The organism is Cyclobacterium sediminis, assembly GCF_054781075.1.
Genome location: NZ_BAAGVC010000018.1, coordinates 59,847 through 81,992, shown reverse-complemented (window position 1 = coordinate 81,992; position 22,146 = coordinate 59,847). Strand labels below are relative to the sequence as shown.

At 39.8% G+C, this 22,146-nt stretch carries 18 protein-coding genes and 1 tRNA gene; 12 read left to right on the top strand and 7 right to left on the bottom strand.

What is annotated here, in order from left to right; translation table 11 throughout:
- Window positions 1–11: 11 nt before the first annotated feature.
- From ACYVHJ_RS15810 to ACYVHJ_RS15790, 5 genes are all read right to left on the bottom strand, one after another.
- Complete coding sequence (locus tag ACYVHJ_RS15810) at window positions 12–1,181, bottom strand: AIR synthase family protein (RefSeq protein WP_460516484.1); 1,170 nt, start codon at window positions 1,179–1,181, stop codon at window positions 12–14.
- Between the two features lie 45 nt (window positions 1,182–1,226).
- Window positions 1,227–3,176 carry an OmpA family protein gene (locus ACYVHJ_RS15805; RefSeq protein WP_460516481.1) on the bottom strand — a complete coding sequence of 650 codons (1,950 nt, stop codon included), beginning with the start codon at window positions 3,174–3,176 and terminating at the stop codon, window positions 1,227–1,229.
- A gap of 21 nt (window positions 3,177–3,197) precedes the next feature.
- Window positions 3,198–3,686, bottom strand: coding sequence for a hypothetical protein (locus ACYVHJ_RS15800; RefSeq protein WP_339903061.1), 489 nt, complete (start codon window positions 3,684–3,686; stop codon window positions 3,198–3,200).
- 179 nt (window positions 3,687–3,865) lie between these two features.
- Window positions 3,866–4,660: a (Fe-S)-binding protein gene (locus ACYVHJ_RS15795; RefSeq protein WP_460516478.1), complete on the bottom strand. Its 795-nt coding sequence runs from the start codon at window positions 4,658–4,660 to the stop codon at window positions 3,866–3,868.
- Between the two features lie 12 nt (window positions 4,661–4,672).
- A complete protein-coding gene (locus ACYVHJ_RS15790) occupies window positions 4,673–6,004 on the bottom strand; it encodes a 4Fe-4S dicluster domain-containing protein (protein ID WP_339906204.1) in 1,332 nt (443 codons plus the stop codon).
- A gap of 88 nt (window positions 6,005–6,092) precedes the next feature.
- On the opposite strand from ACYVHJ_RS15790, the gene ACYVHJ_RS15785 reads away from it, so the two are divergent.
- From ACYVHJ_RS15785 to ACYVHJ_RS15730, 12 genes are all read left to right on the top strand, one after another.
- Window positions 6,093–6,165 (top strand) — tRNA-Phe (locus ACYVHJ_RS15785).
- A 323-nt stretch (window positions 6,166–6,488) separates the two neighbouring features.
- The gene (locus tag ACYVHJ_RS15780; protein ID WP_460516474.1) at window positions 6,489–6,974 is read left to right on the top strand and encodes an RNA polymerase sigma factor; all 486 of its coding nucleotides are present in this window, start codon (window positions 6,489–6,491) and stop codon (window positions 6,972–6,974) included.
- A complete protein-coding gene (locus ACYVHJ_RS15775; RefSeq protein ID WP_460516471.1) occupies window positions 6,964–7,386 on the top strand; it encodes a hypothetical protein in 423 nt (140 codons plus the stop codon). The genes ACYVHJ_RS15780 and ACYVHJ_RS15775 overlap by 11 nt, the downstream gene beginning before the upstream one ends.
- Before the next feature lie 2 nt (window positions 7,387–7,388).
- On the top strand, window positions 7,389–7,919 hold the full coding sequence (locus ACYVHJ_RS15770; protein WP_303614096.1) for a DUF4252 domain-containing protein: 531 nt from the start codon (window positions 7,389–7,391) through the stop codon (window positions 7,917–7,919).
- A 25-nt stretch (window positions 7,920–7,944) separates the two neighbouring features.
- Window positions 7,945–8,433 (top strand): DUF4252 domain-containing protein, encoded by a 489-nt coding sequence (locus ACYVHJ_RS15765; RefSeq protein WP_460516467.1) that lies wholly within the window; start codon window positions 7,945–7,947, stop codon window positions 8,431–8,433.
- A gap of 221 nt (window positions 8,434–8,654) precedes the next feature.
- Window positions 8,655–9,263: a superoxide dismutase family protein gene (locus ACYVHJ_RS15760; RefSeq protein WP_339903297.1), complete on the top strand. Its 609-nt coding sequence runs from the start codon at window positions 8,655–8,657 to the stop codon at window positions 9,261–9,263.
- A gap of 421 nt (window positions 9,264–9,684) precedes the next feature.
- A complete protein-coding gene (locus tag ACYVHJ_RS15755; RefSeq protein WP_460516463.1) occupies window positions 9,685–10,839 on the top strand; it encodes a N(5)-(carboxyethyl)ornithine synthase in 1,155 nt (384 codons plus the stop codon).
- Between the two features lie 81 nt (window positions 10,840–10,920).
- Window positions 10,921–11,994 (top strand): class I SAM-dependent methyltransferase, encoded by a 1,074-nt coding sequence (locus ACYVHJ_RS15750; protein WP_460516460.1) that lies wholly within the window; start codon window positions 10,921–10,923, stop codon window positions 11,992–11,994.
- A 258-nt stretch (window positions 11,995–12,252) separates the two neighbouring features.
- Entirely contained in the window at window positions 12,253–12,618 is a 366-nt protein-coding gene (locus ACYVHJ_RS15745) for a VOC family protein (protein ID WP_460516457.1), read from the top strand.
- 180 nt (window positions 12,619–12,798) lie between these two features.
- Complete coding sequence (locus ACYVHJ_RS15740) at window positions 12,799–15,951, top strand: DUF3427 domain-containing protein (RefSeq protein ID WP_339903293.1); 3,153 nt, start codon at window positions 12,799–12,801, stop codon at window positions 15,949–15,951.
- 327 nt (window positions 15,952–16,278) lie between these two features.
- Window positions 16,279–16,752 carry a DUF7000 family protein gene (locus ACYVHJ_RS15735; protein ID WP_460516454.1) on the top strand — a complete coding sequence of 158 codons (474 nt, stop codon included), beginning with the start codon at window positions 16,279–16,281 and terminating at the stop codon, window positions 16,750–16,752.
- A 349-nt stretch (window positions 16,753–17,101) separates the two neighbouring features.
- Window positions 17,102–17,734, top strand: coding sequence for a hypothetical protein (locus ACYVHJ_RS15730; protein WP_460516451.1), 633 nt, complete (start codon window positions 17,102–17,104; stop codon window positions 17,732–17,734).
- An 816-nt stretch (window positions 17,735–18,550) separates the two neighbouring features.
- Here the strand turns inward: ACYVHJ_RS15730 and ACYVHJ_RS15725 are convergent.
- On the bottom strand, window positions 18,551–19,795 hold the full coding sequence (locus ACYVHJ_RS15725; protein WP_460516448.1) for a PQQ-binding-like beta-propeller repeat protein: 1,245 nt from the start codon (window positions 19,793–19,795) through the stop codon (window positions 18,551–18,553).
- A gap of 108 nt (window positions 19,796–19,903) precedes the next feature.
- Window positions 19,904–21,892 (bottom strand): alpha-amylase family protein, encoded by a 1,989-nt coding sequence (locus ACYVHJ_RS15720; protein WP_460516445.1) that lies wholly within the window; start codon window positions 21,890–21,892, stop codon window positions 19,904–19,906.
- Between the last annotated feature and the right edge of the window lie 254 nt (window positions 21,893–22,146).

Genomic DNA, 22,146 nt, shown 5'->3' with positions numbered 1-22,146 from the left:
GGTTGGATACCTTATCCATCATAGGTGAAGGTGCCATGTTGGCTATTGACTGTAACTTTTTTCCCTTGGTAATCTGTTACCCGACCAATTACTTTGGCTTCTACACCAAAATTGGCAGCAATGGCAATGGCTTGGTCAGCATCCTTTTCATCCAAATAGACTTCCATTCTGTGGCCCATATTGAAAACCTTGTACATTTCTTTCCAATCTGTACCACTTTCTTCCTGAATGATCTTAAAGAGCGGAGGAGTATCAAATAGGTTGTCTTTGATAACGTGAAGATTGTCTATAAAATGAAGCACTTTGGTTTGGGCCCCACCACTACAATGGACCAATCCATGTATGGCGGCCCTGTTTTCTTTCAGTAAAGCGGCCATAATTGGCGCATAGGTTCGGGTAGGAGAAAGCACCAATTTTCCCATATCCAAGGGAGTGCCCGGTGCAGGGCTTGTGAGGTCATGGCTTCCGGAATATACCAGGTCTTCTGGAACGGAAGGGTCAAAACTTTCAGGATAGGCAGACATCAGCCGCTTTGTAAAGACATCATGCCTGGCAGAAGTAAGTCCATTGCTTCCCATTCCTCCGTTGTATTCAGATTCGTATGTGGCTTGACCGAATGAGGTCATGCCCACAACCACATCTCCCGCTTTTATATTGTCATTGGAAATGACTTCATTTCTTTTCATTCTGCAGGTAACCGTACTGTCCACTATAATGGTACGGACCAAATCACCTACATCTGCCGTTTCTCCACCGGTTAAAATAGCATTTACACCGTGGTCTCTCAGCATCTGCAATACCTCTTCCGTACCATTGATAATGGCAGCAATCACTTCCCCGGGCACAAGGTTTTTGTTTCTACCGATGGTGGAGGAAACCAAAATATTATTGACGGCACCCACGCAAAGCAGATCGTCTATATTCATGATGATTGCATCTTGGGCAATTCCTTTCCATACACTTAGGTCACCGGTGGCTTTCCAGTAAAGGTAAGCCAGGGAAGACTTTGTTCCTGCACCATCCGCATGCATAATGTTACAATAGTCAGGATCATTGCCCAAAACATCTGCTACAATTTTGCAGAAGGCTTTAGGATACAGGCCTTTGTCCAGGTTAGAAATAGCTTGGTGTACGTCTTCTTTGGAGGCCGAAACCCCACGCTGCATGTACCTATCGTTCATAAACTCAGATTTGGAAAAAACAGATAAGAGGCAAAGGTAAGCATTTTACTCCGTGATTTCTATAACCTTAAACTCCGTTCTTCTGTTGATTTGATGCTCTTCTTCTGTTTGGGCATTTTCTATGATCAATTGCCTTTCTCCATATCCCTTGGCTTCCAACCTGTCTGCAGCAATACCTTGGGATACAATATAAGCTACTGCAGATTCAGCCCTTCTTTGAGAAAGATCATCATTGTAGGCATCTGTGGCCCTTGCATCGGTATGGCTACTTAACTCAATGCGTATGCCCGGGTTGTCCTTAAGAATTTTCACCAACTTGTCCAGTTCAATGGCTGCATCAGGTCGGATATCAGCCTTATCCAAATCGTAATAAATGTTTTCAAGCACAATGGCTCTTTCCAGAATTAGCTGATCCAAAACTATGGTGGTATCTAGGGAAATATTGGTCACATCTTGAATTAGATCCTCTTCTGCCGGTGTTTTTCCGATGGTGGTATAAGGGATGCTTTTGGTGAAATAACCGGTTTTTGAGGCAATGATTGAATAGTTTTCATCGGGTTCTAGAGGGAATCTTAAGCGCCCTGATTGACTGCTGAGGTCACCGTCTACCGTTTCATTTTTATCATCATAAAGCATTACCCGCACTTGAGGAAGTATCTCTTCCTCACCGTTTTCAGCAATGGTTTTGGTGACTACATTTAGCATTACATTGACCACTTTTGGTGCGGGGGTCATATCTTTGAAGAAATAAATGTCATCATCCCCTTTGCCACCTTCACGGTTGGATGTAATGAATCCTTCTTCAGGATATTTGGTGAAGAAAATCCCAAAATCATCTGCAACGGAATTAAAATTGGGTCCAAGGTTTACTATTTTGTTTTGCCCTTCCACTTCTTTATAAACGAAAAGATCTAACTTACCAAAGCCGGGATGTCCGTCTGAGGAGAAATAAAATTCACCATTGGCCAAAGGTCTGGGGAACATTTCATTGCCGGGAGTATTGACTTCCGGACCGAGATTTACTCCGGCCCCAAAGTTACCTGAAGCCATCTTGGTGGCTTTATAAAGATCCGTTCCGCCATAACCTCCGGGGCGGTTGGATGCAAAATAGAGGGTTTCTCCATCCGGACTAAAAGCCGGAGTAGAATTCCAGTACTCGGGTTCTCCATTCACCCCCATAAATGCCGGCTGAGTAAATCCACTGCCGTTAAATGTGGAAGAAAAAAGGCTAACTTCAGGCAGGTCACCTTTGCGGTTACTGTTGCCACGGGCATAAACGATCCTATTTCCGTCGGGGCTTATGGCAATGGCTCCTTGATTTAGGCCCGATTCATTTTGAAACTCTGTTAGGGTTTGTACTCCTTGCACATCCACATTAATGCCGTCTGCCCTGGTTTTAAATAAACGAGTATAGCCTTGGCCTGAGCCGGTATACATGCCTCTGGCTCCTCTGGAACTGGTGAAAAACAATTGGTTTTCACTTAGCACAGGTGCGTAATCCAATCCGGATGTATTCAGTAAGGTAAAATTCTCCAATTCATGATTGGGCCAGATGGGAGTAATGTTGGCAATTGCATCAATGTTTTGTATTTCCTTATTGGCAAGTGCTATTTTCTCGTCGTCCATTGTCAGCGTCTTGGCTGCTTCAAAGGCTTCCTTAGCCGCCTCATATTCACCCTTCCCTTTCAGGCTCTTTCCCTTATGGTATTGACTGTCGAAAGTAGCATCTGCTTCATTGACTTTTTCATAGTATTCTGTGGCTTTCTCTATTCTGTTGGAAAGCCTATAGCTTTCTGCGATATAAAAATTGGCTTCACTGTTGTCCGGCTCGTTTTCTAACAGTTTGGAATAGGAAGCAATGGCCAGTTGGTATTCACCGGTGTTGAACTGGGTCTGGGCTTTTTGTTGCAAACTGGTACAAGATGCTTGTAGCACAAGCAATAAAACAGGAAGTAAACAGCGGCTTACAGGGAGGGTGAACTTTATGTTTCTCATACTATTATTTCTCTGGCAGTATTAATGAGCAAAGTATTTTTTTAGCCAACTGTTATTGGCTTCAATAAGCCATTGTTCATTCAAGTCCGAAATTTTATTGACACTGGGATTAAACATTTTGCTGGTAGACTTTAATGAACCGGCTGAAACGTGATTTTTAATTTCAGGCAAAAAGGCCACCCTAACATTTTCTCCATCCATATAGGCCACCTTGCCACTGTCTAGCAAATTCAGATTTAATTTAACTTCTATCTCCCGAATGATCCTAACAGAGCTGTCTATGGAGCATCCGCTTGCCCCCAACTTGCTTTCATCTACAGAAAGAATAATAAATTGGTCAAGCCTAATGTCAAAAGAACTTGGCATCTCTGCACCATGGGTGTTCCATTGGTTACAGAAGGCAACGAGTTTAGAAATGATCCAAACTTTCTCCTTCTCCTCAAAAGGTCGGTCTGCTTGGTAGACCCAAATTCTCGCATCTTTTGGCATATCATCAAATGGTACGTACATAATTGGCTCTTTTAATTTATTATCAGAATCAAATTTATAAATTTAACAGGCATAGTTGCTGTTTTACTATTAAACGAAGATACATTCATTATGATACAAAATCTTTTTTAAGTTCCCTCAAAAAAAGTATAAAACCTAAAAACTCATCCTGTACAAGACGAACAATATCCTTTTTTTGTCTACAATTGTTGGTCTTTTGCAATCAATTCAGCCAAATCAAGCACATTTACCTCTGCCTCTTTTTCCTTGTTTTTTACCCCATCAGTCATCATGGTCAGGCAAAAAGGACAACCTACTGCAATGGTTTTGGCCCCTGTTTGCAAGGCTTCTTCAGTGCGTTCCACATTGATGTCTTTTTTTCCGGCTTCCGGCTCCTTAAACATCTGCGCCCCACCGGCGCCACAGCAAAGCCCTTTTGATCGGCATCGCTTCATTTCCACAAGCTCCATGTCCAAGGCTTTGATGACTTCCCTGGGGGCTTCATATACATCATTGGCCCTGCCCAGAAAGCAACTGTCGTGAAAGGTGATTTTTTTACCTTTAAACTCACCCCCATCTTTCATCACAATTTTGCCCTCATTGATCAACTCTTGTAAATACTGGGAATGATGGACTACCTCGTAATTACCTCCCAAAGCCGGGTATTCATTTTTTATGGTGTTGAAACAGTGTGGGCAGGCAGTTACGATTCTTTTTACCTGATAGCCGTCCAATACCTGAATATTGCTCATGGCTTGCATTTGGTAGAGAAATTCATTTCCTGCTCTTCTGGCCGGATCACCGGTACAGGTTTCTTCGTCTCCAAGTACGGCAAAGTTTACGCCCACTTTATTTAATATTTTGACAAATGCCAAGGTTACTGCTTTGTAGCGGTCGTCAAATGAGCCGGCACAACCCACCCAAAATAAAATCTCCGGAGTATCTCCGGAAGCCATTTTTTGGGCCATAGTTGGGGCTTTATAGGTATCACTCATAATATCGTTCGTTTACTTTTCTTCTTTGTTTAAATCTGCTGCCCAGTTAAATCGGTCCGTTGGAGGGAATTTCCATGGGGCAAAGCTGGTCTCAATATTTTGGAACATGGCATTCCACTGTGCAGGGCTGCCACTTTCTTCCATGGCTGTATATCTTCTCAATTCGATAATAATGGCCAATGGATCGATGTTTACAGGACAGGCTTCTACACAGGCATTGCAGTTGGTACAGGCATTGATTTCTTCTTGGGTAATATAATCACCCAATAAAGATTTACCATCATCCAGCCCTTTTTTTCCGGCAAGCAGGTTTTGGCTCACTTCTTCAGCCCTGTCTCTGGTGTCCATCATTATTTTTCGTGGAGACAATTTCTTGCCCGTAAGGTTTGCCGGGCATTCTGCAGTACAGCGGCCGCATTCCGTACAGGAAAAGGCATTCAATAGGTTTACCCTAGACAAGTCATTGACATCTTTGGCACCAAAGCGACCTATCTCCGCCGCTTCATTGGCAGCTGGTTCTGCGGCCATGCCCAACATCATTTTGACCTCTTGGGTGACGCTATCCATATTGTCCATTTTTCCTTTCGGCTCCAAGTTGGAATACCAAGTGTTTGGAAAAGCAAGGAATATGTGCAGGTGTTTGGAGTAAGTGACATATATCGCAAATGCTAAAATGCCAATGATGTGAAACCACCAGGCAAATCTTTCTATCAATACCAGCGTTCCGGACTCTAGCCCCTCGAAAATTCCCTGGATGCTTCCGCTTATCCAAAGGCCTCCCAGTGGGATATAGCCTCCAATGCCTCGATAGGCCAAAATCTGATCAGTAGCATTCATGGTCAGGATGGCCAGCATTAAGACAATTTCAATGATGAGGATAAGGTTGGCATCCAACTTTGGCCATCCCTTTAACTCAACCATATTTAGCCTAGGCACCTTGGTGATGTTTCTGCGTACAAGAAAGACCAGGCAGGAGAGGAGTACTCCAAGGGCCAAGAATTCAAAGAAATTCATGGCAATGGAATAAAAGCCGGCCAGGAAAGGGGCAAAAACCCTATGGGTTCCTGCGATACCATCGATGATAAACTCCAAAACTTCCAAGTTGATGATCACAAAAGAAACGTATATCACCAAGTGAAGAAGGGCCGGAATTGGGTTTTTGAACATCTTCTTTTGCCCAAAGGCAACCAGCAACATGGTTTTCCATCGTTCACCGGGATTGTCATTGCGCGCTATGGGTTGACCCAGTTGGATGGTTTTTCGGATATAATTTATTCTCTTGTACAAAATATACCCTGCTGTACCTAAAACCAATAAAAAAAGCACTTGTGGTAAGCTACTCATATTGAATGTGTTAATAATTTTCCACGATTTTTTTAATTAAATTGCTTGTACAAAAGTAACAAATACCTACCTTTGCATCACTTTCAGCGGTGATGTAGCTCAGTTGGTAGAGCATCGGACTGAAAATCCGTGAGTCGGTGGTTCGAGCCCACTCATCACCACAAGCCCCGGTTTTACCGGGGCTTTTTTTTTGTCCTTTATTTCTTGTCGTTGATTTTCGCTATTATGCATGCTTATTTTTTATCTTTCCTTTGAGTAGGCAAATTAATAAATTGTTAGGAGGCAAACTATATTTTTTATTTTTAACAGGGATAATCCCTCGGATTTGTAGGGAATGCTTAGCACTGTGTTGCTAGTCTAACAAACCCTGAAACAAGGCGCTTGTTTGGATAGGTGTCTTGTAATTTCCGCCTAATGCTTTAATTTTTAAAAAATAATTTCTGAAAAGTGTAACCTTTTTGTTTTTCGATCATCATCTTACTACATGAAGTCCTTTTTTGAATCTCATTTATGGCCCTTAAAAAACCGCCTCTATCGATTTGCCTTGCTATGGTTAAAGGATCGGGATAAAGCGCAGGATGCGGTGCAGGATACCATGTACAAGGGGTTTATGCAGCAGGATTACCTTGCTACCATAGAAAATCCTACAGGGTGGATGGTGAAGACCTTAAAGCATGAAGCCCTGCAGCAAATTAGGGAAGCAGGAAGGTGGGGAGCACTGGAGGAAATTGGTGATTTGCCTATGGAAGAAGTGGAAGCAGTTGATTTCAGCAGGAAAACCCAAATGGTTTTTAAGTTTATCGAAAAACTTCCTGTGCGACAAAAAGAAATCTTCTTTCTCCGAGAGGTTGAAGGGCTGACACATAAGGAAATGGCCACTTATCTGGAGCTGAATGAAGGACAGGTAAAGGTGGAATTGCACCGGGCTAGGAAAAAATTGAAATCATTTCTGGAAAATTATGGAAAATAAGCACAAGGATTTGTGGGAAAAATACTGGAAAGGAGAAACCTCAGTTGCGGAAGAAAAAATACTTTTCGAGGCACTTGAGGAAGCGCCGGAGGATGGAGGGCTAAAAACCTTCTATTCGGGGATTCAATCCTTACGCGCAGAGCGACCAAAAGGAATTCACCTGCCTTTACAAAACTTCCCCTGGCAGAAAATGGCGGCGGTTATGCTGGCTTTTCTTACAGTGGCAGCTTGTTGGTGGGGTTACCGCAGCTATGAACAGGAGCAAGAAGCCCGCGCCTACCGGCAAGTGGTGGAGGTAATGGGTAAAATTCAGTTTAACCTCAAGAAAGGCACCAGTCACCTGGAAAGCATGGAAAAGATCAAATACCTCAATTCAGCTGCGAATTGGTATGAAAACGATAAAAACAATTAGCGATGAAAAAGACAATACTCTTGGCACTTTGCCTATTGCCCTGCTGGCTACAGGCACAGACTGAAGTGATAGAAAAGTTTTATGAGAAATACCGGCAGGATGAACGTTTTTCTCGGGTATACATCAGCCCCAAATTGATGCAAATGGCCGGAGGGTTTCTCAGTTCCAATATGGAGCAAGAGGATGAAGATGCCGAAAATCTTATGGAATTGATCACCAGAATCAAAGGAATAAGAATCCTCTCAGCAGAAAAAATAGGCGGCTTGAGCTTGTTTGATGAAGCCATGGGAGAACTGAAAAAGAACCTTTACGAGGAACTGATGGATGTGAGAGACAAGGAAAGTTCCCTGAAATTTATGGTCAGAGAAGAAGGAGGGAGGATCAAGGAATTGCTTATGGTATCGGGGTCCACCAGTGAATTTACCTTTATAAGCATGCTGGGGGATTTTACTTACCAAGACCTTAACATGCTTTCTGAAAATACTAATTTGCCTGGAATGGAAGAGTATGGCCGGGCAAAGAAACAAAAATAAACAATCAACATTTAATCACTGTATCATGAATCGAATAGCAATTATAGCAGTATTGATGCTTTGTATCGCCCTTCCTAGCGCAGTACATGCGCAAAGCAAAAGTGTAGACCAGCTTTACAAGCAATACAAGGGGCAAGAAGATTTCTTTCATCTGGATCTTGCCGGAAACATTTTGGATTTTGCCAAAGGTTGGAATCTGGAAATAGAAGAGGCCAATCTGGATGCCATTACTGAAAGCATAGAGCGGGTGAAATTCTTTAAGCTTCCAGTGAGTGGTTCTCGCGCACTGGCAGATTTCCGCAAGCTAAGCAAAGGGCTGGACAGGGAACGCTATGAGCTGATGATGGACGCCACAGACAAGGACAGTGGCTTGTCAATTTATTCCAAAGGAAAGGATGCTGTCGATGGCTTGGTATTGATGATCAGGTCAGACAATGACAAGCAATTTATGGTCATTGAGCTGGAAGGTCGTTTTGACCAAAAAACCTTGGCCAAGGTGGGCAAAGCCATTTGATTGCTCTTGGGACTGGCGCAGCCGAGCTTTTTAAGGGCCAAATGAAAGCTGCAAATTTCCCCCAAGTCCCCTTGTATGGATTATAGAGGGGATTTTCCCCCGGATGTAATCCGGTATTAGTTTTATTGTATCTGCTTATTGTTATAAAATATTTGAAAATATCGATTTTTGGCATAGTTTTTCCTTGATAGTAGTTTGTATTGAAATAAACTACTATGATTATGAAGACACTTAATTATTTTCTCTTTATCGGGGCCTTATCTTTGGCAGTTGCCTGTGGACCCGGAGCCAATAATTCCGAGGAAAGTGCTACCGATAGAATAGAAATTACAGAAAATCAGATGGACAATATGGAAAGCGAAACCGATACTGCCGAGCAGTCAGCCATGGCTGTGCTCTCAGGGGCAAATGGTAGTGAGGTTTCAGGAACGGCCACCTTTAACCAAACAGCTGAAGGAAAGGTCAAGTTGGTATTGTCAGTAAATAATTTGTCAACTGGAAAGCATGCGGTTCACCTGCATGAAAACGGAGATTGCAGTGCTGCAGATGCTACTTCAGCCGGGGGACATTGGAACCCTGAGGGGGAAGAACACGGCAAAAGAGGTGAAGGTGAATTTCATGCCGGTGATATAAATAATTTGACCGTTGGTGAAGATGGTCTGGGATCGCTTGTGATGGTGGTAGACGGATGGTCTATCGGTGATGGACAGGATTCAGATATCCTAAACAAGGCGGTAATTATACACGCTGAGGCCGATGATTTCACTTCCCAACCTTCCGGTGATGCCGGATCAAGGGTAGCCTGTGGAGTAATACAGGAATCCACCTAAACAATACCATTTAAATTAAGAAGAAATAAGCAGAGCATAAAAAAGCCCGATGGAGCAATCCATTGGGCTTTTTAAATTAATTGGTATTTCTTTTTTAATAATTTTAGATTAACGTTGTAATGGATTTAATTAAAGTACCTTTGACCAAGTAATATTGATCTTAAGTCATTTACCTACCTTTCCCAATTTTATACTGGGCTGATATTATACTTTTTTCAGTTTCTAATCCCATTGATAGGAGGTGGGATACCTTAGGATGACACCGCAGTATAGGTTATGAGGCCTATAGTTTGCCTTTTTTTACTTAACACTAGAAGCCAACTTAATGCCTGGAAGCTAGAATTACGATTGAGGAGTAATTTAAATCCAGCGTTTTGCACCTGTCATTGCCTTGCAGTTCGCTAATAAGCTTAAAAATTATATGGCGCTATTAAAAATAGGAGTAATAGGAACTTCAAAAAAAGAAGATGAAAGACGTGTACCAATTCATCCGGAACATTTAGAAAGACTTCCACAAAAAACTCGGAGACAACTTGTATTTGAGAAAGGTTATGGATTACCATTCAATAAATCTGATCAGGAGATTGCTGCACTTTCAGGTGGTATTGCTACTAGAAGTGAATTACTTTCAGATATAGGGTCTGTCATTATTGCAAAACCAATACTTGCAGACCTCGAGGAGCTCAAAACAGGTGGTCTACTTTGGGGGTACCCCCATTGTGCACAACAAAAACAGGTTACTCAAACTGCTATAGATAAAAAGCTGACTCTAATTGCTTTTGAAGACATGTATGTGTGGAGTCCAAGCGGGCAAATTGGAAGGCATACATTTTATAAAAATAATGAGATGGCTGGTTATTGTGCAGTGATTCATGCCTTGCAGCTGAAAGGCATAGATGGGCACTATGGTAACCAGAGAAAGGTAATTATTTTGAGCTTTGGGGCGGTAAGTAGAGGAGCCATATATGCCTTAAAGGCCCATGGATTCCGAGACATTACCATTTGTATCCAAAGGCCCGATCATGAAGTAAGAGAGGAAGTATTGGATGTACATTATACTCGCTTGCGAAAAGGGGAAGAAGGGGAGGCAAGATTAATTGTGGTGGAACATGATGGCAAAGAAAGGCCTTTAATTGAATTAATTAATGCCTCCGAAATTATAATTAATGGAACTTATCAGGATACTGATGATCCCATTAATTATGTGCTGGAAGAGGAAAAATCAATGCTCAACCCGGGTTCACTATTTATTGATGTCAGTTGTGATAAGGGTATGGGGTTTTATTTTGCAAAGCCCACCACTTTTAAAGATCCGATGATCAGTATTGATGGCATAGATTATTATGCTGTTGACCATACCCCTAGTTATTTTTGGGAAAGTGCTTCAAGATCTATTTCAGCTGCTTTAATTGTTCATTTACCCATTGTGGTGGAAGGTAGAGAAAATTGGGATAGGAGTAGCACCATAAAAAATGCCATCAATATAGACAAAGGAATTATTGTAAAAGAGCACATTCTTAGGTTTCAGAACCGCCAATTTTCCTATCCACATATAATTGATCCGGCTCTAGAATAACCATAGGAGAATCATAATTTTCCGCGAGCCTTAAAAATTTAACCACTATTAAATAAGCCTATACGTAAAAGAACAAAAAATATGAATAAAGCAATTCATCCTAATAAACCCGAACCCTTTGTCTTGGCAAGGGCATGTGCCAAATTTAATGAAGAGACAGATGTTTTGCTTACTATTCAATTATTAGAGGCCGGTAATCCGGTGTTGATTAGTGGGCGCTATAGCAATGGGCTAATGCTGCTAAAAGCCCTGAAAACCCACTTACAAAAAAGATTCACTCAAAAGTCATTTCAAGACCAGTGCGAGTACCGTTCTGCTTACCAGAAGCTTTCCAGCCTTGTTTTGATAGAAATTGCTGCCAACAAATTGGCACTTAAAAAGGCCCCTTTTATAGGCTGGTTGGAAGAATTGTACCCCGACAATAGTGATTTCTTGCTGACTTTTCCTCAAGTGCAGGGACTAAACAGTTCTTGGGAATGGTACAAAAATGGGATTTCCATTCCTGTACTAAGGAATAAATTGCACCCTTATTATGGCACCTATTTCCCTACACGTTTTGATCATTTGGCACAGTTTGACCAGTGGCTAAAACGATACACAGGGCCTAAAAAAACAGCCATAGACATTGGTGTGGGAAGTGGTATTCTCTCCTTACAAATGGTACAGTGTGGTTTCCAAAAAGTTTTTGGAACCGACACGAACCCGAATGCGATCCTGGGGCTAAAAGCCTATATGGGAGACACCAAATTGTCAAGGAAAATAGAATTGGATCAAGGACACCTTTTTGGAAAATGGGATAAACAAACTGAGCTGATCGTTTTTAATCCTCCATGGCTACCTTCCTCCAATGTTGTGAAAAACCTGGATACAGGCATCTATTACAATGAAAAACTATTCCCTGAATTTTTTTTAGAGGCGAAGAAACACTTGCTGCCTTATGGTAAACTGCTGCTTTTATTTTCTAACCTGGCTCAAATCACGGAGCTGACCAAAGAACATCCCATAGAAAAAGAGCTGGCTGAAGGCGGTCGTTTTCAGTTGGTAAGATGCTTTAAAAAATCCGTGAAACCAGCCTCAAAGAAAACAAAGCGAAACCAGAACTGGCGTGAAGAGGAAGTAGTGGAGCTTTGGGAGTTGATGCATAAGGAGGTATAGGTTGTTGCTTGGCTGATTCGAAAGTTGCGACCAAATGGTACAGACAATTGATGAGCGTAGGTTAAGCTAATAAACTGCTTATTGAATATCTCTTTAAAGTGAATGTTAAAGCTTAAGAAGAAAAACGCTCATCAGGAAATTACACTCCATCTATACCGAAAAAACCAAATGGAATTGACCCATTTGGTTTTTTTTAAGCTATTTCATATTATAATAATTATCTTCATTAATTCTTTCTTGGATTAATAAGCATAATTTATGGAACATACAATCAAGTCAATTCGGCCATTTATTGGGGCTAAGGATTATACCATTTCCCGGCAATTTTATCAGGACTTTGGATTTGAGGAGCTGGTGCTTTCCGAGAAGATGTCTTATTTCAAGTCCGGTACTTTTGGCTTCTACCTGCAGGATGCCTATGTCCAAGACTGGGTAGACAATACCATGGTTTTTATGGAGGTGGAGGATTTGGCCAAGCATTTGGAAAAAACAAAAGCCCTCCAACTTCCCCAAAAATACAAAGGCGTCCGCCTTTCCGAGATCGTCACCAATGATTGGGGCAGCGAATATTTTCTACATGACCCTTCAGGGATTTTATGGCATATTGGGGAGTTTTTGGGGTAGGGGGTAATGAAATGACTGAATGACAAAAGAGTTTGTCGTAGTTATTTTCAGTGGTTATAATGATTACAAATGAATTTTTTAAATTCAAATTTACTTTACTCCCCCCTTTGGGGATGTGAAAAAGTAGTTGTTTTTATTTCAAATCCTTATTAATTGTTTTATGAAAAAGTATAAGGTCTTATGAATCAGGGTATTTACGAGGAGTTAGTAACTCAGTTAGTTACTCAAAAAATAAATGAGTTAGATAATGGTGACTTTTATATCAACAAAACAAATATTGATAAAGGAGAGGCTTCAAGTTTACTGGCACAACATATCTCTCGAACCATTAAAAGTGCCCTTGATTTTGTAAAGAGTGAGAAAGACGGGGAAAGCAAGTTAGAAATACAAATTAAGATAGCCAATAAAATTATCCTTTTCTTGAAAGAAGAGCTCAAGGAAGAGGAATTTGTTAAAGATCTGATTGAAGTAGAAGGTAAGATTTTGAAAGCAGTATTTTCAAAAGTAGACTTTCATTTTTCTGACCTTAATTTACGTCTAAAGGAAATTACACCTTATACTCGATTAATTCATAGCGAACTTTTTACAGGAGGGAATACTGGGTTGTCACTAGAAAGTGAATTGAAAAAAGAAATCTTATCATCTGATAGAATTGATCTATTGGTTTCCTTCATAAAATTTAAAGGGATAATAATTCTTGAAAAAGAATTAAAAGAATTTACCCAAAGAGGAGGTCAATTGAGAGTGATTACAACGACATATATGGGTGCCTCAGATTATAAGGCAATTCAATTATTGTCAAAATTAGAAAATACCCAAGTAAAAATTTCCTATAATACTGGAAATGAAAGGTTACATGCCAAAGCCTACTTGTTTTACAGAAATACGAGCTTTCATACAGGATACATCGGATCTTCTAATTTTTCACGATCCGCTCTTACTGATGGTTTAGAGTGGAATATTAAAGTCACAACAAAAGAGGTTAGTCATATAATTGATAAGTTTCAAAAGACATTTGATTCTTATTGGCAAAGTGAAGATTTTGAATTGTTTGATGGTGAGTCGGGGAAGGAAAAACTTATTTTAAATTTAAGCCAGGGTAAAAATTCTCAAAATACCAACATAAATATTTCGTTTTTTGATGTTAAACCTTACCCTTTTCAGTCTGAGATATTAGAAAAACTTGAAGTTGAAAGGTCGGTTCATGGTCGTTATAGAAATCTAGTAGTTGCAGCTACCGGAACAGGGAAAACGGTGGTTTCAGCATTTGATTATAAGCAATTTAAAACAGAAAAAAAGTCAAGTAAACTTTTGTTTTTAGCTCATAGAGTTGAGATATTATCTCAATCACTTTCAACCTATAGAGGAATACTTAGGGATAATAATTTTGGCGAGTTATGGGTTGGTGGTCAGGTTCCTAATAGTTTTGAACACGTTTTTGCATCAATTCAAACTATCAATAATAGCTTAGATTCAATTAATTTATCTCCTGACTATTATGACTATATTGTAATAGACGAATGTCATCACCTCACTGCAAATACCTACAGAGGGATAATCAACTATTTTAATCCCAAAGTACTTTTGGGACTAACTGCTACTCCGGAGCGAATGGACGGTGGGGATATTCAAGAAGATTTTCATAACCGAATAGCTGCAGAAATAAGACTTCCTGAGGCTTTAAACAGAAAATTACTTTGCCCTTTTCAATATTTTGGAATTACAGATAATATAGACTTATCGAATGTTGGATGGGAAAAAGGAAAATATAAGGTAAGTGAGTTGACTAATATTTATACTTCTTCCGACAGAAGAGTTAGGGATATAATTAATTCATTGGAGCATTACACAAAAGATTTAAACAATGTTAGAGCCATTGGTTTTTGTGTGTCAATAGAGCATGCGAAGTTCATGGCTCAAAAGTTTTTGATTGCAGGACTAAAAGCAGCATACTTAACGAGTTTAAACAACGAACAACGAGATTCTTTAAGAAATCAAATCTTAAATAAGGAAATTAACTACTTGTTTGTGGTTGATATATTTAATGAAGGGGTGGATATTCCTGAAATTGATACAGTGTTGTTTTTGAGACCTACTGAAAGTTTGACGCTATTTCTTCAACAATTAGGTAGAGGCTTACGCCTATCAAATGATAAGGAATGTTTAACAGTTTTAGATTTTGTTGGAAATTCCAGGCCAGAGTACAATTTTGAGAATAAGTTTCGAGCATTAATTGGTAAAACTTCGACATCCGTTATCAAAGAAATTGAAGACAATTTTCCGCATTTGCCCTTAGGGTGTTCAGTCAATTTAGAAAGGAAGGCTAAAGAAATAATTTTAAAGAATATAGCTTCAGCGACTTCTTTAAACAGGTTACAACTAATACTTAAAATTCAAAATTTCAAGCATCAAACAAAACTTCCGTTAAATCTTAGAAACTTTTTAGGGTTTTATAATATCCCTATTCAATCTATTTACAAGAGAGGTAGCTGGAGTCGGCTTTGCCAAATAGCCGGAGTTGTGGAAGAATTTGATGATTTAAATGAAAAACCTATAGTCAGTGCTATTTGGAATAAATGGTTATCAACAAAATCCACTAGTTATTTTAAATTTATTCTCGATTTAGCGAGAAATAATTTTCAGGTAAATCCTGAAGAAGTGACAAAAGAAAAGCATCTCATGTTATTGATGTTGCACTATGATATTTGGCAAAAAGAAGGTGGTTTTAAATCTCTTAAGGACAGTATTTGTGAAATAGGGAAGAACAAAGTTCTCTTGAATGAAATCATTGAAGTATTAGAATTTTTGATTGATAAAATCGATTTCAAGGAGCTAAATATTTCCTTACCTTATAAACAGCCGCTTAAGGTTCATTCTAGATATACCAGGGATCAGATTTTAGCAGGATTCGGTTTAAGTACTTTTGAAAAAAAATCTTCAAGTAGGGAAGGGGTGGCCCTAAATACAGAATTAAATACAGAGTTACTTTTTGTTAACTTAATTAAGTCAGATGAAAACTTTTCATCTACCACCATGTACGAAGATTATGCAATCAATGAATATTTATTTCACTGGCAATCCCAAAATTCTGCCGGTCCTGAAACAACTAAAGGAATTTCTTATATCAAGCACCGTGAAATCAATAGGCGGATACTTTTATTTGTAAGGGAAAAGGTAAAAGATGAATATGGTAATACCATGGGGTATGTTTTTATTGGCGAAGGAAGTCTGAACGATTATTATGGATCAAAACCAATGAGTGTGAAGTGGGAATTGAGCGAACCCTTGCCACATTATTTATGGAAAGACGCTGCTAAACTAAGAGTGGGATGATAATATTTGTATTTTAATTTATTAATATCTTTAGGGGATAGTGGATCCAATTATGTATACCTATGCTAGGTTAACTTTAAATTTCAACCAATAAACCCCAAAATCCCATTTCTTTCCCATTTCGCATTGTACCTTTAGGCCGTGAAAATTTCAATCCTCGAAGACAAAACAGCATTAAGGTAGCGCGTAATGCGGAATAGTCCCTTTTTGACTGGAGGTAGGTTGATTTTGAAGTGATATCCGCGCCTAAAAGCATATCTATTTTGGCTTATAAGGTTTTGCCTATTAAATTCAATTTCATTAAACGCTTCAATAGAGAAGAAATCGATGCACGATGGTTTTTCTGAATACCAAAAACTAGTTCAAACCGGGGATATAGTGAGGGTTTACAAAGGTATAATAGACTATATGCAGTCTCTGAGAAGGCATTTAAGGGATAAACATCGGGAGTATAAAATGGGTAGTTTCAATCAGGGGGCTATGGATTTCACCTATTTTTCGCTTTCTACCAAGGAGTTAAAAGCAGAACAATTAAAACTGGTCATTATTTTTAATCATCAAAAGGCAAGTTTTGAAATTTGGCTGGCAGGACAAAATAAGCAGGTACAAAAGCAATATTTAGCCTTAATGGATGAAAAAGAAATGGGGGCTCATTACAGGGCTTCTACCCATCCCCATTCCATTTTGGAGTGGGAGGTTTTGAAAAATCCGAATTTTAATGACCTGGACACAGTCACCACTAAAATGGAACAAAGTGTAAAAGTATTTTTGCAGGACTTGAGCAAAAATGGCGACCAATAAAAAGAAAGGGCGGTGTAAAATTTGGGATGGGTAGTAGCCCATCCAAGATTAGGCAAAACTCAACCGCCTAAGGTCTGAATGGCTGTGGTAAATTTTTTTGCCATTGTTTTTGGAAGAGGGTTGAGCAAATAAATCCTAGTACCCAAGAATGTAATATTCCCTATTACCCACCTGAAACAGATCCCATAATAGGATATCCTTTTGTTTACTAAGGGATTGATCAAATAGGACCTTCCTTTTAGGAATCAAAATAAATCAAGCTTAAAGTATATTAAAAATGATTTGCCATTAGTTTTAATTGCCCCTATAATATGTTTAAATTTGGTAAGATTTTTAACTTAAAAAAACCATGAAAAACTTAAAACTAATTGCCTTAAGCCTTTTATTGCTTGCTAATTTTAGTTGTAACAATGCCAATAAAAGCACCGAAACTGAATCAGAGGTTGTAGTTGAGAACAACTTTAGTTTGGTGGAAGATTCTACCAAGGTAAGCTTTGTGGCTTATAAAACCACAGAGAAAGTACCTGTGGGTGGTCAATTCACCAAAATTAATATTAGCAATTTTGGACAAGGAGCTACCGCCTTGGAAGCCATGAATGGTACGGAATTTAGTATTCCTGTAAGCAGCTTGTTTACCAATGATGCCACCGGAACAAGAGATCCTAAAATCTTAGAATTCTTCTTTGGTGTAATGGAAAATACAGAATTGATCTCAGGCGTGTTTAAAGTAGAAGGTGGTAACAAATGTTCTATTGACGTAACCTTGAACGGATCCACTCAAAATATCCCTTTGGAGTATTCTACAGTGAATGATACCCAGTTTATTTTTGATGGTGTGATGGACTTGGAAAACTGGGATGCGCTTGATGCCGTGGCTTCTATCAATAAGGCTTGTGAAGCTTTACATACCGGTAAAGATGGTGTAAGCAAAACATGGAGTGAAGTAGCAGTACATGCAGAAGTGCTTTTGGAGAAAAAATAAATTTCTACGATTAACAGTACATACCCCCTAACAAATTTAGATTTGTTAGGGGGTTTTTTGTTTAGTTCGGATTTGTAAATAGGGTTAAATGTCGTGGAGATTTTGTCAGCATTGTTGCAGAAAAAAGCAACAATACCGCCAAAATCAATTGACGTTCAAACGCATTGACACGGGTTTTCACCCGTTTCTACAAAAGTTTCACCCCTGCCGGGGTTGCGTTTTATTTTAGGATGTAATACTTTTCAGCGATAGCCATCAAAAACTATTAAGCTTTAGTTTGAATTGTAAGGTCTCGGGGGAAATACCGTAGACAAGCGAACTAACAGAGATTTTGTCAGCATTGTTGCAGAAAAAAAGCAACAATACCGCCAAAATCAATTGACGTTCAAACGCATTGACACGGGTTTTCACCCGTTTCTACAAAAGTTTCACCCCTGCCGGGGTTGCGTTTAATTTTAGGATGTAATACTTTTCAGCGATAGCCATCAAAAACTATTAAGCGTTAGTTTGAATTGTAAGGTCTCGGGGAAATACCGTAGACAAGCGAACTAACAGAGATTTTGTCAGCATTGTTGCAGAAAAAAAGCAACAATACCGCCAAAATTATCCTGCGTTTTTAACATTTCCAATGGCGAAAGCTCTGGTTATTGGAGTTCTTCAGACTTATTTATTTACCCTACAATCAATCAGGTCTAGGCTTACCTGAAATCTATGAGATTTTATATAGATAATCACTAATAGACGTGGAGGAATTTACTTTCCGGTATATTAAAACGCGTCCCCTGAGCTTGTCGAAGGGAACGCATCAAGTAAATGTTAGTCTAACCGGGCTGAAACCAAGAGGCTTTGTTCAGTGGTGTAATAAATTTCATCTCCATAGATTCTAAAATACTTTTCACCAAAATAGTCTTCCAGGCGATTGATGGCAAAGGAAATGCTGGCGGTTTCAAATGGATAGAGTTCCTTTATTTCACGTTCCGAGATGGTCTGACCATTGTCTACATCGATCTCGTATAGAAAATTATTCTTCGTATAAAGAAAGAGTCTTTCCTTGACCAGAAATAACTGCCCAATATCCCTATTTTGAATTTGAGATTCCCATGTTTTGGATTGGGAAGACCAGTTGATGGCCACTACTTTTCCGGATTCATTGTCGTGGTAGATCAAGGACTTCTTGCTCTCCAAATGAAGCATTTGCGTCAGGTCGAGGGTATTATTATTGAAACCTTCCGGGTATTTCCATTCTGCTGCTCCTGTAGTAGGAGAACGCAAGATGAAATTATCACGGCTGACACTTAGAATAGTGCTTCCAAGATCCACGGCAAATGAATAATAGTTGAGGTGACCATAGTTGGGTTCGTCATAATTGAAAACTTCCCAGTATTCATTACAGGTATTGGGATCTATGGAAAGTAAATTCCTGCCTCCACGGATCACCATCAGTACCAGCTGCTCATCTTTAAAAAGGAAATTTCTAATATTGTCTACTGTCAGCTCCTCACAGGCGACCTCGTCATTCCCTGTTTCCAAGCTTACCTGATATAGGGAGGTTTCCCTTTTTCTTAAGCCAAACCAATTTCCATCTACCTGACCGGAGGGGAATGTTCCGGAAGGCTTTTCAAAGAGCACATTGCCATCTGAAGGATCCACTTTGATTACCGTGGGATTGTTGATATCGTAGGTCATGGCCCAAAGGTGATCCCCAATTGTTTTCATGACGTAGGGAACGCCTATACTGGCTTTTTCAATGTTCCAATTGGCCTCTTGGCTGTTTTTGTTCATAGATACAATGCCCTTGCCACTATAGGGACTGTACAAGTAAAGGTCGTTTTCAGTCAGGTGTAAAAATGGAGAAAAGGATCCTCCAATTTCATCACCTTCTTTGTTGATGGACCATTGGACGGTAAAAGGCAGGTCAGTGGGATCTTCCAGTACTACCTCTTCCTCCTCTTCTTCTTCCTCTTCGTCGTCAATGGTCTTGTTGACATCTTCCGGGGAGATGCAAAATTGAAATAGTAGCAATAACAATAGCGGAAAATAAGTGCGTAGTAAAAACTTCATGTTGGTTTAAATGTATGGTTGTAGGCGTTTTATACCTGCAAAATATAAAAAAAGACCATAAGGTTCAGGTAAACAGTATTTTAAATTTAAAAGTATTAATTAGGAGGCTTATAAAGGGTGAACGCGAAAGAGAACCGTGGATAAGCTATCCATCCTGACATTGATTAGCTTGGTGGAATCTGACATTACTTTGTTAGTCAAAGGATCAATGACTTGGGCATAATAGGGGAGTTGGATGCTTTTGTCCCCACCAGCGACACTGTGTACGCTCAGCCAATTTCTGCCCACATAAAAGATGTCTTCTGTAGCAATGTATTGGTGCACACCGGCCTTCTTCCAAATTTCCCTTAACTCGGAAGGGCTCCATTGGAATTTTTCAGGGATTAATTGGCCGGCTTTTCCCGGAAAGTATAGGCTTGTTCCTTTATCGTTTGTCCATAAAACAGTTGTTCCCCTTTCTTGCCACATTTTAATTTTAGCCTCTTCATCAGGGCTTAGCCGGAGCATGCCCATTAGCCAAATTACTTGGTAAGATTGTGCATTAATTTCAGGTAAATCACTGCGGAGAAAGAGGTCATAAACACTTCCTGTTTTGGCAATAGGATAGCGGTTGGATAGTATTTTTTCCGTAAGCCGTCCATAACTTTTGTCCCAAAAGGAAAGTTCTTCATCCACCACCAACAAAACAGATGAGGCCATTTTCTCAGGGTTTTGAGGGCTGTATTTATTGTAAAATGTCTGGGTTTTCTCCAATACTTGAAGCATCTCTGGGTCACTGAACCAGCCTCCCCACATATCAAACCACCAGCCTCCATAGCCATAGGCCAACATCCGTGCTGCATTTTTCCATAATAAAGCCACAGAAGTTTTGAGGCTTTTTGGGCCAAGCCAAACCCCTCCTTCATATTGTCCCGGAGGAGCTATTCCTTGAGATTGGTCTTTTAGCAAAGTAGTTTTTGAAGTCCGCGTATCATTTTCTGCCAACCAAAGTTTGCCATGTTTATGCACAGAATTAATGGCGACCATGGCCGGCCAGTCTTCTCCTACCACCCTGTTGTAGACATTTGGGCTAGACAAGTAATCCAAGTCCGGGCTTTCCAATAATTTGGACAAGGCTCCATGTCCCCGCCTTGGATCAGTGACAAAATAATGGTAACCATAAAAAGCCCCTGTTAATAAATTTCCCTCGCTTTTCTCTTTGACAACCTTACAGAAATAGGCAATATTATCTGCCATTACTTCCGTATGAAATCGATAGGTATCAATATAGTTGATGTCTTTGGCAGGATTTCTCCATGAGACATTGTCAACAGCCTCATCAATATTGGTCAATTGGGCATTGGCAAAAGTAATAGTGGGCTTGTTCCAGGCAATTCTTAAGGAATGGACCGTAGTATATTTTTTCTTTAACCAGTCTCGGAATGCTTGCAATCGAACCGGATTTTGGTCTTGGTACTGCTTTGGATGATAAAACCATTCTTCTGTAAAACCGCTGGCCACATGGATGCCTGCCAAGTGATTACGGTATTTGGATGTTAGCAACCAATCTAAACAATCCTCTAAGGCTACTTTGGTTTTTTCCCTCCATTCATCGGAGGCAAAGCATTGGCGATACAAGCTTCCATCCGGCAGTTGTGCTGCAGCAGAGGGGTTGGCCAAAGTCCACCAGCGAGGAGGATCCAAATATAGGCGAATGACTATCTTGGCATTTGGGTCTGCACCAAGTATTTTTTCAAAATCGGTCACTATACTTGAAAAATCATATTGACTTTCCCCTTTCCAGATCGCATTTCTAAATGCGCCTATACCTGAGGAGGTATTGATGCCTCCTTCTCCCAAATATGCAGGGAAATTGTACAGATGGATCCCTGTGGCTGCTATTTCCCTGTAGTATTTCTCTTCCCCTAAGTAAGACATATAAGCAAATGGCGGGTGGTTTTCTCCATCGATAAGTAGAGACGGGCTACCATTTTCCCAGCGGACTTCGGTTTTAATTTGAGCCCTAATAGGATGCGTAATTATAAGTAGGGAAGTAAGGACAATGAGGTGGTGAAGCTTTTTCAAGGTTTGGGTTAAAATAGGGCAATAGTTTGTCATATTAAATGAAGTAGGAATCCGGCCAAAGTGAGTAATTGTCAAAGCTTCTATTGAAAAGGTTAGCCTTGGGGATAAGTGTAAAACGATTGATTGGTTAAAAATAACTTGAAAAGGATGGTTATTCTAGAATTTATCTTCAAAATATTAGGCTTTTTGTGTAAGGTGAAAAATTATAAGGCATTATTCTCTTACTTTATTCATAGAAAAGTTTAGTATAAAGATGTGCTTCTGATCCTATTTTGGTAATTTGAGGA

What these genes read in the sequence shown, in the direction of transcription:
- ACYVHJ_RS15810 (WP_460516484.1), bottom strand. Translation starts at nt 1,181, where the DNA reads ATGAACGATAGGTACATGCAGCGTGGGGTTTCGGCCTCCAAAGAAGAC.
- ACYVHJ_RS15805 (WP_460516481.1), bottom strand. Translation starts at nt 3,176, where the DNA reads ATGAGAAACATAAAGTTCACCCTCCCTGTAAGCCGCTGTTTACTTCCT.
- ACYVHJ_RS15800 (WP_339903061.1), bottom strand. Translation starts at nt 3,686, where the DNA reads ATGTACGTACCATTTGATGATATGCCAAAAGATGCGAGAATTTGGGTC.
- ACYVHJ_RS15795 (WP_460516478.1), bottom strand. Translation starts at nt 4,660, where the DNA reads ATGAGTGATACCTATAAAGCCCCAACTATGGCCCAAAAAATGGCTTCC.
- ACYVHJ_RS15790 (WP_339906204.1), bottom strand. Translation starts at nt 6,004, where the DNA reads ATGAGTAGCTTACCACAAGTGCTTTTTTTATTGGTTTTAGGTACAGCA.
- ACYVHJ_RS15780 (WP_460516474.1), top strand. Translation starts at nt 6,489, where the DNA reads ATGAAGTCCTTTTTTGAATCTCATTTATGGCCCTTAAAAAACCGCCTC.
- ACYVHJ_RS15775 (WP_460516471.1), top strand. Translation starts at nt 6,964, where the DNA reads ATGGAAAATAAGCACAAGGATTTGTGGGAAAAATACTGGAAAGGAGAA.
- ACYVHJ_RS15770 (WP_303614096.1), top strand. Translation starts at nt 7,389, where the DNA reads ATGAAAAAGACAATACTCTTGGCACTTTGCCTATTGCCCTGCTGGCTA.
- ACYVHJ_RS15765 (WP_460516467.1), top strand. Translation starts at nt 7,945, where the DNA reads ATGAATCGAATAGCAATTATAGCAGTATTGATGCTTTGTATCGCCCTT.
- ACYVHJ_RS15760 (WP_339903297.1), top strand. Translation starts at nt 8,655, where the DNA reads ATGAAGACACTTAATTATTTTCTCTTTATCGGGGCCTTATCTTTGGCA.
- ACYVHJ_RS15755 (WP_460516463.1), top strand. Translation starts at nt 9,685, where the DNA reads ATGGCGCTATTAAAAATAGGAGTAATAGGAACTTCAAAAAAAGAAGAT.
- ACYVHJ_RS15750 (WP_460516460.1), top strand. Translation starts at nt 10,921, where the DNA reads ATGAATAAAGCAATTCATCCTAATAAACCCGAACCCTTTGTCTTGGCA.
- ACYVHJ_RS15745 (WP_460516457.1), top strand. Translation starts at nt 12,253, where the DNA reads ATGGAACATACAATCAAGTCAATTCGGCCATTTATTGGGGCTAAGGAT.
- ACYVHJ_RS15740 (WP_339903293.1), top strand. Translation starts at nt 12,799, where the DNA reads ATGAATCAGGGTATTTACGAGGAGTTAGTAACTCAGTTAGTTACTCAA.
- ACYVHJ_RS15735 (WP_460516454.1), top strand. Translation starts at nt 16,279, where the DNA reads ATGCACGATGGTTTTTCTGAATACCAAAAACTAGTTCAAACCGGGGAT.
- ACYVHJ_RS15730 (WP_460516451.1), top strand. Translation starts at nt 17,102, where the DNA reads ATGAAAAACTTAAAACTAATTGCCTTAAGCCTTTTATTGCTTGCTAAT.
- ACYVHJ_RS15725 (WP_460516448.1), bottom strand. Translation starts at nt 19,795, where the DNA reads ATGAAGTTTTTACTACGCACTTATTTTCCGCTATTGTTATTGCTACTA.
- ACYVHJ_RS15720 (WP_460516445.1), bottom strand. Translation starts at nt 21,892, where the DNA reads ATGACAAACTATTGCCCTATTTTAACCCAAACCTTGAAAAAGCTTCAC.